This window comes from Pseudomonas sp. GM80 (assembly GCF_000282515.1).
Taxonomy (GTDB): Bacteria; Pseudomonadota; Gammaproteobacteria; order Pseudomonadales; family Pseudomonadaceae; genus Aquipseudomonas.
Genome location: NZ_AKJD01000075.1, coordinates 21,838 through 33,156, shown reverse-complemented (window position 1 = coordinate 33,156; position 11,319 = coordinate 21,838). Strand labels below are relative to the sequence as shown.

Annotated in this window: 13 protein-coding genes; 8 read left to right on the top strand and 5 right to left on the bottom strand. The window is 59.6% G+C overall.

The window, feature by feature from the left end:
* Nucleotides 1–26 precede the first annotated feature (26 nt).
* Both PMI37_RS13290 and PMI37_RS13285 read right to left on the bottom strand, forming a co-directional pair.
* Nucleotides 27–506, bottom strand: a complete 480-nt coding sequence (locus PMI37_RS13290) for a DUF934 domain-containing protein (RefSeq protein WP_008081558.1) — start codon at nucleotides 504–506, stop codon at nucleotides 27–29.
* Nucleotides 503–2,176: a nitrite/sulfite reductase gene (locus tag PMI37_RS13285; RefSeq protein ID WP_008081555.1), complete on the bottom strand. Its 1,674-nt coding sequence runs from the start codon at nucleotides 2,174–2,176 to the stop codon at nucleotides 503–505. The genes PMI37_RS13290 and PMI37_RS13285 overlap by 4 nt, the downstream gene beginning before the upstream one ends.
* Before the next feature lie 345 nt (nucleotides 2,177–2,521).
* Here PMI37_RS13285 and ccoN point away from each other — a divergent pair, with 345 nt between their 5' ends.
* Both ccoN and PMI37_RS13275 read left to right on the top strand, forming a co-directional pair.
* Nucleotides 2,522–3,949 carry a cytochrome-c oxidase, cbb3-type subunit I gene (ccoN, locus tag PMI37_RS13280; RefSeq protein ID WP_008081554.1) on the top strand — a complete coding sequence of 476 codons (1,428 nt, stop codon included), beginning with the start codon at nucleotides 2,522–2,524 and terminating at the stop codon, nucleotides 3,947–3,949.
* Nucleotides 3,950–3,967: 18 nt separating this feature from the next.
* Complete coding sequence (locus PMI37_RS13275; RefSeq protein WP_008081551.1) at nucleotides 3,968–4,186, top strand: hypothetical protein; 219 nt, start codon at nucleotides 3,968–3,970, stop codon at nucleotides 4,184–4,186.
* A 148-nt stretch (nucleotides 4,187–4,334) separates the two neighbouring features.
* On the opposite strand, the gene PMI37_RS13270 is transcribed toward PMI37_RS13275, so the two are convergent.
* Nucleotides 4,335–4,826, bottom strand: coding sequence for a hypothetical protein (locus PMI37_RS13270; RefSeq protein WP_008081549.1), 492 nt, complete (start codon nucleotides 4,824–4,826; stop codon nucleotides 4,335–4,337).
* Between the two features lie 211 nt (nucleotides 4,827–5,037).
* Between PMI37_RS13270 and PMI37_RS13265 the strand changes: the two genes are divergently transcribed.
* The 5 genes from PMI37_RS13265 to PMI37_RS13245 all read left to right on the top strand — a co-directional run bounded on the left by PMI37_RS13265 (nucleotide 5,038) and on the right by PMI37_RS13245 (nucleotide 8,729).
* Entirely contained in the window at nucleotides 5,038–6,426 is a 1,389-nt protein-coding gene (locus PMI37_RS13265; RefSeq protein WP_008081547.1) for a hypothetical protein, read from the top strand.
* A 74-nt stretch (nucleotides 6,427–6,500) separates the two neighbouring features.
* Entirely contained in the window at nucleotides 6,501–7,469 is a 969-nt protein-coding gene (locus PMI37_RS13260; RefSeq protein WP_008081546.1) for a hypothetical protein, read from the top strand.
* Nucleotides 7,466–7,654 carry a hypothetical protein gene (locus PMI37_RS13255; protein ID WP_008081544.1) on the top strand — a complete coding sequence of 63 codons (189 nt, stop codon included), beginning with the start codon at nucleotides 7,466–7,468 and terminating at the stop codon, nucleotides 7,652–7,654. Before PMI37_RS13260 ends, PMI37_RS13255 begins: the two co-directional genes overlap by 4 nt.
* Nucleotides 7,655–7,663: 9 nt before the next feature.
* Nucleotides 7,664–7,921, top strand: coding sequence for a DUF2599 domain-containing protein (locus PMI37_RS32510; RefSeq protein ID WP_081500506.1), 258 nt, complete (start codon nucleotides 7,664–7,666; stop codon nucleotides 7,919–7,921).
* Between the two features lie 115 nt (nucleotides 7,922–8,036).
* The gene (locus PMI37_RS13245) at nucleotides 8,037–8,729 is read left to right on the top strand and encodes an aspartate/glutamate racemase family protein (RefSeq protein ID WP_008081542.1); all 693 of its coding nucleotides are present in this window, start codon (nucleotides 8,037–8,039) and stop codon (nucleotides 8,727–8,729) included.
* 1 nt (nucleotide 8,730) lies between these two features.
* Here the strand turns inward: PMI37_RS13245 and PMI37_RS13240 are convergent, their stop codons facing one another.
* Entirely contained in the window at nucleotides 8,731–9,249 is a 519-nt protein-coding gene (locus PMI37_RS13240; RefSeq protein WP_008081541.1) for a GNAT family N-acetyltransferase, read from the bottom strand.
* A gap of 244 nt (nucleotides 9,250–9,493) precedes the next feature.
* Here PMI37_RS13240 and PMI37_RS13235 point away from each other — a divergent pair, with 244 nt between their 5' ends.
* Nucleotides 9,494–10,285: a hypothetical protein gene (locus PMI37_RS13235; protein ID WP_008081538.1), complete on the top strand. Its 792-nt coding sequence runs from the start codon at nucleotides 9,494–9,496 to the stop codon at nucleotides 10,283–10,285.
* 43 nt (nucleotides 10,286–10,328) lie between these two features.
* Here the strand turns inward: PMI37_RS13235 and PMI37_RS13230 are convergent, their stop codons facing one another.
* Entirely contained in the window at nucleotides 10,329–11,309 is a 981-nt protein-coding gene (locus PMI37_RS13230) for a LysR family transcriptional regulator (protein WP_008081536.1), read from the bottom strand.
* Between the last annotated feature and the right edge of the window lie 10 nt (nucleotides 11,310–11,319).

The following is an 11,319-nucleotide window of genomic DNA, read 5'->3' as shown; positions in this document are numbered from 1 at the left end:
GCCGAAGGCTGCGATCTTTCAAACCGTCAACGCCGACGAAAAAGCGGACGCGGCTCGATCACCGAACGCCCATACAACACGCTCATGCCAGCCAATCCTTTCAGCGCATCCTCAGCCGATTTGTCCTCATGCACCGCAAAACTGTCAAACCCGCACTGGCGCATATGGCTGAGCTGATCACGCAGCACATCACCAATCGCGCGCAACTCCCCGGCCCACCCGAACCGACTGCGCAACAGATACGCCTGACTGTAGGCGCGGCCATCGCGAAAACTCGGGAAGTCGAGTGCGATCAACGGCAGTGATGCGAGCCACGGCACCAGGCTTTCCACCTCATCGTCCGGGCCGAGCCACACGGCGTGGGTCGAGGGTGACTCCAGCCAGTGTGCCAGCGGCAACATCAGCAAACCACCCGGCCTCGGCGTCGAGGGCTCACGTATGAGCGTCCACGGATCGTCCGTCACGATCCGCGCCACGCCCTGCTCCAGCCGCAACAGATTGTTCATGCTGTCGCCTCCAGCGTCTTCGGATAGACCCGCTCCTTGAATGGTTCCAGGCCGATCCGCGCAACGGTGTCGACGAACAATTCCTCGTGCTCGCGATAGCGGACAAACGTGCCGATGATCCGCTCGATCACCTGCGGCACTTCAGCGGCGCTGAACGACGGGCCGATGACTTTGCCCAACGCACTGTTTTTGCCTTGGGCGCCGCCGAGGGTGATCTGGTACCACTCACTGCCGTTTTTATCGACACCGAGAATGCCGATGTTGCCGATGTGGTGATGGCCGCAGGCGTTCATGCAGCCGGAGATGTTCAGGCTGATATCACCCAGATCGTGCAGGTAATCGAGGTTGTCGAAACGCGCCTGAATCGCCTGGGCGATCGGAATCGACTTGGCATTGGCCAGCGCGCAGAAATCGCCACCGGGGCAAGCAATGATGTCGGTGAGCAAGCCGACGTTGGCGCTGCCCAGATCGTGTTTGCACGCCAGTTGCCACAGCGCAAACAGCTCGGATTTGGGCACATCCGGCAGGACAATGTTCTGCTCATGAGCAATGCGGATCTCGCCAAAACCAAAGCGCTGCGACCAGTCGGCCACCGCCAGCATCTGCCCGCCCGTCACGTCCCCCGGTGGCGCCGCCATGCCCGGTTTGGTCGACAGCACCACGCTGGTGTAGCCGGGCACTTTATGCGGCTGCACATTGCGCGCGACCCAGCGGGCAAACGCCGGGCTCTCGGCCAGGTGCGTGCCGAAGTCCAGATCCGTGCCGGCCAGTGCACGATAGTCCGGCGGCACGAAGGCGCTGGCGACGCGCTGATATTCAACCTCGGTCAACTGCGCCGGGCCATCCTTGAGGTGCTGCCATTCCTCTTCGACTTCCTTGGCGAACGCCTCGATGCCCAGCGCCTTGACCAGTATCTTGATCCGCGCCTTGTACTTGTTGTCGCGCCGGCCATGGCGGTTGTACACGCGCAAAACGGCCTCGACGTAAGACAGCAAATGCTGCCACGGCAAGCCTTCACGAATCTGCAAGCCGAGGATCGGCGTACGCCCCAGACCGCCGCCAACGATGACCCGCAGCAACATCTGCCCGTCGCGGCCAGGATAAAGATACAGGCCGATGTCATGCATCATGATCGCCGCGCGATCCTGCTTCGCCGAGCAAATGGCGATCTTGAATTTGCGTGGCAGAAACAGGAATTCCGGATTGATCGTCGACCACTGCCGCAGAATTTCGGCCAGCGGGCGCGGGTCGATCAATTCGTCTGCCGCCACCCCGGCGAAGGCTTCGGTGGTGATGTTGCGCACGCAGTTGCCGGAGGTCTGGATCGCGTGCATGTTGACCTGCGCGAGGCGTTCGAGGATGTCCGGCACCTCGGCCAGTTCGATCCAGTTGAACTGCATGTTCTGCCGCGTGGTGAAGTGGCCGTAACCGCGATCGTAATCGCTGGCGATGCTCGCCAGCGTGCGCATTTGTTCGGCGCTGAGGGTGCCGTAAGGAATCGCCACACGCAGCATGTACGCGTGTTTTTGCAGGTACAGGCCGTTTTGCAGGCGCAGCGGCAGAAACTCTTCTTCGCTCAACTCCCCGGCCAGGAAGCGCTCGACCTGATCGCGAAACTGCGCAACGCGCTCGAACACCAGCGCCCGGTCGTAATCATCGTATTGATACATGCCACTGCCACCTCATCAGGACGCACACAATTCCTGTAGGCCTTCGCCTGGTCGCGATAGCGGTGTGTCAGGCAACTGCTGTTGACTGACACACCGCTATCGCGACCAGGCGAAGGCCTACAGATTTTGATAGCACTATGCCGATGCAGCGCAGCACGTTACAGATTCACCTGAAGCGATAAAAACCATATCAGGGCGCGGCAGAACGCCGCAGCCAGCACTTCAATCTGATCCGCACAAATGAAAGATTCCTGAGCCTGTTTTGTTTCTGGTGGGGTTTCTACAGTGCAGCTCATGCCAGACCGGGTGGCCTGGCAAGACTTTGCAACCGTGGATGAACTGACCATGAGCACAGCAACAATCGGACAGGCTTACAACTACAAGGTCGTCCGCCAATTCGTCATCGCGACGATTTTCTGGGGTGTGGTGGGGATGGCGATGGGGGTTTTGATCGCCTCGCAACTGGTGTGGCCAGAGATGAACCTGGACCTGCCGTGGACCACCTTCGGCCGCTTGCGCCCTTTGCACACCAGCCTGGTGATTTTCGGCTTCGCCGGCAGCGCGCAATTCGCCGCCAGTTACTACGCGGTGCAGCGTACCTGCCAGGTGCGACTGTATTCCGACACCCTCGCCGCGTTCACTTTCTGGGGCTGGCAATCGGTGATCGTGATCATGCTGATCACCCTGCCGCTGGGCTACACCACCACCAAGGAATATGCCGAGATCGAATTCTCTGGCGCGGTGTGGATGGCCGTGGTCTGGGTCGCCTACGCCGTGGTGTTCTTCACCACCGTGGTGCAGCGCAAGACCAAGCACATCTACGTCGGCAACTGGTTTTTCGGCGCGTTCATTCTGGTGATCGCCATGCTCCACGTGGTCAATCACCTGTCGATTCCGGTGGACTGGTTCAAGTCGTATCCGGTGTATGCCGGCGCCACCGATGCGATGGTGCAGTGGTGGTACGGGCACAACGCGGTGGGCTTCTTCTTGACCACCGGCTTCCTCGGCATGATGTATTACTTCGTGCCGAAACAGGTCAACCGCCCGGTGTATTCGTATCGGTTGTCGATCGTGCATTTCTGGGCGCTGATCACCCTGTACATCTGGGCCGGCCCGCATCACTTGCACTACACCGCGCTGCCGGACTGGGCACAGTCACTGGGCATGGCGATGTCGCTGATCCTGCTCGCGCCGAGCTGGGGCGGGATGATCAACGGCATGATGACCTTGTCCGGCGCCTGGCATAAGTTGCGCACCGACCCGATCCTGCGCTTCCTCGTGCTGTCGCTGGCGTTCTACGGCATGTCGACCTTCGAAGGGCCGATGATGGCGATCAAAACGGTCAATGCCCTCTCCCACTACACCGACTGGACCATCGGCCACGTACACGCCGGCGCCTTGGGCTGGGTGGCAATGATCACTTTCGGCGCGACCTATCACATGGTGCCGAAAGTCTTTGGCCGCGAGCAGATGTACAGCACGCCGCTGATCAACCTGCACTTCTGGCTGGCGACCATCGGCACGGTGTTGTACATCGCTTCGATGTGGGTCAACGGCATCACTCAGGGCCTGATGTGGCGGGCGATCAACGAGGACGGGACGCTGACCTATTCGTTCGTCGAAGCCCTGCAGGCCAGTCATCCAGGGTTCATCGTGCGCTTTGCCGGCGGGGTGTTCTTCCTCACGGGGATGTTGCTGATGGCCTACAACGTGTGGCGTACGGTGCGGGTTGCGGACGTCGCGCTGGCCCACCGTGAAGCACAGATCGCCTGAGGCAGGGAGCCGCTCGTGATGGAGATTTTCTTTGATGTGTTGGGCGTGGTGTTTCTGTGGCTGGCGGTGGAGTACTGCTTGCGGCGGGAGACGGCGGACAGCCTGGATGAAGCAAGCATGGTGCCGTTTGCCGATGACCCGGAAGTGGCGCGGCGGGTTGAGCGGGCCACTGGTAAAACCGTAAACGCGGTGGCGCCAGAGGTGGCCAAACCCGGCTGGATCAACCTCGACATGTAATTCCCCCCTGTAGGAGCTGCCGCAGGCTGCGATCGATCGTTCCCACGCTCTGCGTGGGAATGCAGCCGAGGACGCTCTGCGTCCCAAGATCAAAAGATCGCAGCCTGCGGCAGCTCCTACAGGCTTGCGTGCAAATTCAGGTTCTGGATCAGTTGCGGTCGCGCGGGATCAGGCTTTGCAATTGCTGCGCGAGGAAGTTCGCATCAAACACGAACGTGTCGGGATCTTTCAGCCCGTTGGTCTTGCGCCATTGCCACTGACCGTCCGCCAACCCCACCAGCGAAATACTGCCATACCGCGCCGCGGTCAGGCCCATCACTGCCAGTGAGATCTGGCCCGCGCTGCCCATCACATCGGGCACGAACTCCACCGGTTTGCCGGCAATCACGATGCTCAGCTTTTCGGTCTTGAAGGTCGAGGTTTCCACCGGCGTGCTCGGTCCGAAGGCGACATAGGCTTCACGGCTCACTTCCAGCAGATGAGGCGCCTGCACCGGTTCCAGCCATTGCTGAATCTGCGCAAACAGCTCAGCAATCCGCGCTGCCCATGTCGCCGACTGGGTCTCGAACAATCGTTTTTTGTGCGCTTCGCTTTCGGCGTAGTGACGAAGCATCTCGCCCAGTTGTTGTACGTCATTCATTGGAACGATCCTCGGGGAGCTTGCGAAGCTTGATAGTGGCAGATCGAGGGACGCCCGTACGTTAATCCTGCAAACGCCATTGATCCCGGCAATGGCTCGCAGCGACGAACGGTATGGATTTCGGCACCTCCCCTGTCAGATCTGACAGTAGGCACAAAGCGCCACAGCGGATTAGATGACTGCTCAACGGCAGATAACGGGAGCGGGTGACATGGCAGACACAAAAAACGGGACTCGACAGTCGGACATTATCCCGCCGAAGATCCCCGGCTGGGTTTCACCGATCATCCATCCCGATAACCCGCACGGCGGCATTCCGCTTTCGCTGGACCAAAACGGCTTCATCACGCTGCGGATCGATCCCTGGCTCAACCAAAACAAGGATGACAAGGCGGACGTGTTGCTAAACGGCTCCAACACTGCAGACGCCAGTAAAGTCATTATGGCTGGTGAAGAGAACAAACCATTCGATCTGAACCTTCCAACCACCAAGCTCGCGAACGGCATCAACCTGATGCGCTTGCGCGTGACAAGACCCCCCCAACAACCCGAAACCTCTCTCGACCTGAAAATTCTCTTCCACACACCGCGCCCTGGCAGCGAAGTGACAGGTTCCGGCGACAACCCAAACCTGATCATGACACTACCGGCCGATGTGGTCGCCAATGGGGTCAATGCCGATCGCGCCAGTCAGGGCGTGGATGTCAAACTGCAATACATTCATATGCGCCTGGGCGATGTCATTACGCTCTACCTTGACAGCAAACCCGGCGACAAAAAACACACCGTGACCGCTGCCGAAGCCACTGCCCAGCAAATCGTCATCAGACTGACCACCGCTGATTTCTGGCAGGACAATCCTCAGTTCGCATTGCGCTTCAGGGTGACGGACGTCATTGGCAACTCCTCAGGCCCGAATGCCATCTGGTCGCGGACAACCCTCATCGACGTCCACGTCAAACGCGTCGACCTCGACCTGACCGCCCCGAAAGTGCTGGAAGCCAAGGACGCAAATGGCACGGTCATCAATTTCGAGCGCGACTTCTATCGAGAGGATTTCGCCACTGTCGAGGTTGCGTACACCGGCTCCAACACCGGGCAACGCGTCAAAGCCATATTCGCCGGTCGTAATTTCAGATGGATCAGTGATGTCCAGACAGTCAACACGCCTGGGCAAATCCTGACCTTCAAAGTGCCGCGACTGGAAGTGGTCGACAGCATCCGCAGCAATGCAAAGGTTTCGTATACGGTCCAGTTGCCAGGTACCACCACCGACGTCCCTTCCAAGGAGCTCGATCTTCGAATCACAGCGCAAAAACACGCCCTCCCGGAACCGACTCTGAACGCTGCCAAGACCAATCTGCGAATTTATTACCCGACGCTTGAAGCCACTTACAAATACCGGATCGCGCTGCACGGTGTCACCACCCGTTATGGCGACGAGTTGTACATCGGGCAGGCGAATTACACCGATGTTGCGGTTCCGTCGGCGTGGCTCACGGAGAACCGGGGGAAGGACGTGTTGTTCAACTACACGCTGAAACGTGTGGGCAGCACTGATCCCATCATTTTTTCGTGGTGCCTGCGAGTCACGCTGTAACGGTACTCGACCACGCGCAAATCGCTCACTGAAAGTCTCTGCAAACGTTGTCCCACCACGACAAGGAATTCGTCATGCGTAAAATATTCGGTTTACTGGTTATCGCTTTATTGGCCGGGTGCGTACAGACCGCGACCCAACCGCCCGAGATCGTCAGCACCCGCGACATTCAAGTCCTCGATGGCGCCGCTGTCGCGACAGAGCTCACCCGGCTTTACGGGCTGACATCCGCCAACTGCAATGGCATTGATTCGCGACCAGCCTTTCTCTGTTCAGGCGTGACTCTGAGGGTCACCGAGAAAGACCCGGCCCAGAAGTACAAGGTCTGGGATCCCAGCCCCACCTCGGTGAAAAGTGGCGGCGTGTCCTTTTCCTATCTGCGCAAGGATGCCAACTTCGGGCGCCTGGCATGGGGGAACAATAACGGCTATATCATCTTTCCGATCTTCGGCGCCCCCAAGGAAAAATACGATCTCGACTACCTGTGCGCTTATCCATATGACGCCTGGACAACAACCCGCAACACCAATGCCGTCTGCGTTGCTCACCCTGACTACCCCACCCAGAGCCGACTTTGCCAAAACGCTGGCGTAACCACCGCAGAGCAATGGTATGCGGTCTGGTCAATACCCGGTGGCAACCCCAACCAGCGTCAATGCGCCTTCGACGTCAGTGATGGTCGCAATCACCTGGCAGCGCCGGCCTTCTATCAATCCATACGCGCCAGAGGCCTGGCAGGCGTCAGTGGCGTCAATGAACACAACGAACTGCTGGTCAAGACCTGGTGCGACCCGACCTCGACCGATCCGAAAAAGTCCTGCACGCAAAGTGCCCCCCCGAATCAGTTTCCGCTCATGGCCTTCTTCTATATCTACGGTGGGGACAACAAAGGCCTGGCCGACGCCCAATACAACCAGAAGGATTTTCATAATTCGACCAACCCGAAAATCGTCGTGCCGATCATTCGTCTGACCCCCTCTGCCGCGAATATCGGCACCGCCACGTTCACCTACGATGCAGCCGATCAGGCGGTGACGCAATGAGCCGCTCCCGCACGTTTGCAAATGGCCTGATGTACGCGGCGGCAAGCATCGGCTTGCTCATGGGGCTCGGTTCAGTTGCACAGGCGCAAGCGCTGAAAACGGCCTCCGACCGCACCTCGATCACCGTTGTGCGCTGCGATAGATACATTCAAAGCGCCAAGTGGGTTTACCGGGACCACCAATGATCGTTTGCGATTACACCGACGCCCTGCGGCCGTGAAACCCAACCCGACTCGACACCGTTTCTGTGGGATGAACTGACGCGCGACTACTCCAACAGCCGCTATTGGGCCAACACCCATGGCATGCGCCATCAGGTGATTTGCCATCTGGCGATCGCTCGCGACAAACCGGAATGGTTTATCGAACCAGGTCGTCCGGATGTCGGCTACGACAAAACCTTGGCAGCAGGTTGCAACCACACGGAGCCGTTGCCGGAGCCCGCACCATGACACTTGGGTAAAAGATCAGCGATACAGTTGATTGGCGCTGGCAACACGCGTTGAACACATGGACACTGCGGGCAGACCCGGACATACCCACCGGGTCATTGCCCGAGGAATTTCAATGCGTACCATCGGCCTGATCGGCGGCATGAGCTGGGAGTCCAGCGCTGAATACTATCGACTGATCAATCAGCAAGTGCGCGACCGCCTCGGGCCACTGCGCTCTGCACAGCTATTGATGTACAGCGTCGACTTCGGCCCGGTCGAACAAGCCCAGCACGCCGGGCGCTGGGACGATGCCGCAGCGATTCTGGTGGACGCCGCCCGCAGGCTGCAAGCAGGCGGTGCGGAGTGCGTGGTGCTGTGTACCAACACCATGCACAAGGTCGCGGAGCAGATTCAGGCGGCGATCGCCATTCCGTTTCTGCACATTGCCGAACCGGCCGCCCAGGCGGCGCTGGATATCGAAGCACGGACCGTTGGGCTGCTGGGGACTGCATTCACCATGGAGCAGGACTTCCTCAAGCAGCGCTTGATTGCCCGGGGTTTGACCGTGTTGATACCGGACGACGCCGAGCGCAGGGACGTACACCGGATCATTTATGAAGAACTCTGCGTGGGCGTCATCAGCGAGACATCGCGCCAGACCTACCGGCAGGTGATTGAATCGCTGACCGCGCGCGGTGCTCAAGCGATCATTCTCGGCTGCACGGAAATCGGCCTGCTGATCAAACCCGAACACAGCGCTGTGCCCCTGCTCGACACCACCGAGCTGCATGCGCAGTCGGCGGTGGCGTTCGCCTTGGGCGACTGATTCAGGCTTTGGCGACGTGGCGCAAGCGCGCCATGCTCAAGGTGTCCACCCATTGCCCGTCGCGCACCGCGTAGTCACGGAACAGCCCCTCGGCCTCGAAGCCGAATTTACGGTAGAGACCGATCGCCGCCTCGTTATCGGCGTACACCGACAGTTCGACGCGGTGCAGATTCATCCAGTTGTCGGCCACCTCCAGCGCCGCCGCCAGCAACCGGGAACCGACCCCTTTGCGCTGCCATGCCACGGCGACACCCATGCCGATACTGCCGGCGTGGCTGCGCCGGATCCGTGAATAGTTTTCCAGCCCGAGATTGCCAATCACCACGCCCTGATGCAGCGCCACCAGTTGCACCACTCGCTCATTGTCCGGCATCACGCGTTTGCGCCAGACCTCGGTGGACTGAAACGGCATTTGCAGCACCTGCCGAGTCACGAACGGATCGTTGTACAGCGCAGTGATGCCCTCGACGTGGCTTTCGTTGAAACGCGCGATATGAATGGCGTCGTTGTGTTCAGGCATGGCAGGTCCTTCCGTGGTCGCTGTGTGGCCGACCACTCTAAACCGTAACCTCAAACCCGCACAAACAGCAGGTGCTGCCGAAGGCTGCGATAGTTTGATCCAGCTTCTAATTGTTCAAGACTCTCAACTCAAAACAGTTCACTGCCGGGCACAAACTCGCCCCACCTGTCAGACCTGACAGGTGCATTCCCCCGCAAAAAACGCTTTGATAAGTCCTGCCGCGCATACACAGGAGCGTCCTTCAGTGACCACACCCGATACGTTCGTCGTCAGCATTTTTTACCCGCCAAGGGTCAAGGGCCAGACCACTCCCGTCGAAGGCGCACATATCGGTGTGCCGCTGAACGCCTACGACCTGGTCAGTGATGGCAAAGGTGCCGAGGTCAAGGTCGATCCGCCATTGTCAGGCACACTCAAATCAGGTGATGTCATGACCCTGTGGCTGCAAGGACAAGCCGCCTTGCTAAGCGCACAAGCGGTTGAGGACCCGGACGCTTGTATTTTTCTGCGTATTCCCACCGGTCGGTTACAGCCTGACCGGATAAACGAGCTGTATTACACGGTCGAGCGCAAGCGCCAGCACATCGGCACTTCCGAACCTGCATTGAGGGTTCTTTACAACGCCATCCGCCCAGGCTTGAAACATCAAACGCGCTACCCGGGCGGACACTCCGAACTGGCCCTGGTGCTTCCCGACGCCATCAAAAACGGCGTCGGCGCAGATTTCGTCAGCGCGCAGCTCCGCGTGTCCTACCCCTACTGCCGCGCCTATGACCGCATCAGCCTGAAATGCAACGATGAACACCTCAACGTCAGCGTAAGCAAAGACGAAGCGCCGCAGCCGCCGAACCCCGGTTCGGCGGCACCTACAAGCATTCTCCTGACTGTCGACCGCGCGTTTCTCGACAAGGCCAGGCGTGTGGATCGCAAACTCAGCTTCTCCTTCACCGTCACCGATCAACTGGGTAACGGTCCGGACCCCGATACGCCGTGGTCGTCCGTGCAGACGGTTGACGAAAACCTCGGCGGTCACTGATTGCCAGGTGACTGACGCCGGCGTCGGGCAACCCCGACCCGCTTCACGCCTGAAACCACTCCCGGCGCTCGTTGAAGGTGTGGTGGATCAGCTCGATCAGGGTTTGCACTTCGGGTACCCGCTCGGATTCGGCATTCACCGCCAGCCATGCCTGTAACTGCATGGGTTCGTCGAACAGGCCCGGCAACGCCACCAGTCCCCGATCAAAGCGACTCATGTAGGTCGGCAGCAAACCGATGCACGCGCTGCAGCGAATCATCTCCAGCATCAGCTCGTAAGATTGCATTTGCACCACGCCGGCCAGCCGTTGTTCAACCAGCGTATTCCAGGGGCGAAAGCTGTCGATCTGTCGATCATGTTGCCATTGCACCAGCATGAAATCGGCCAGATCGTCGGTAGTGTCCGGGCGTGCGGTGACGCGGGAGTAGCGTTTGGCGATGTGCGGCAGATAGTCCAGGCGCGCCAGGCGTTGCGCTGCACCCGTTGCGAAGGTCGGCCCGGGATGCGGGGTTTCACCGTGGGCCAGCCAGAGCACGACATCGGCGCTGACCGCGCGCAAGGACAACTCGCTGTCCAGCGCGATAATGTCCAGACGCACACTGGCGTTGCGGCGCAGCAAAGCGATCAGATCACGGCCGAGGATGTCATGCAGGATCGATTCGGCGACGGCCAGGCGAATCAGCGGTTGTTCGACCACCGGCAATGTGCGCTCGTGGGCCAACGCCACCAGTCTGGCCTGCAATTGCTGGCCTTCGCGAGTCAGGCTCAGGGCACTGCCCTGAAAGCTGAACAACGAGTGCTGCAGGTCTTGTTCGAGCTGCGCCAGTTGTTTGCGCAGCAGGGTCGAACGCACGTTGAGGCTGCGCGCCGCCTGCATGAAGCAGCCGCAGCGGGCGCTCACCAGAAAATATTGCGCAATCTCGGCATCGATCGTTGCGGCATGCTCCAGCCAGCAATCGCCTTTGTCCTGCGCCCAACGATACTCGGCGCTGCCCTGTCGTCCTGCGGGTTCGGTGAATGACATCGATGACTCC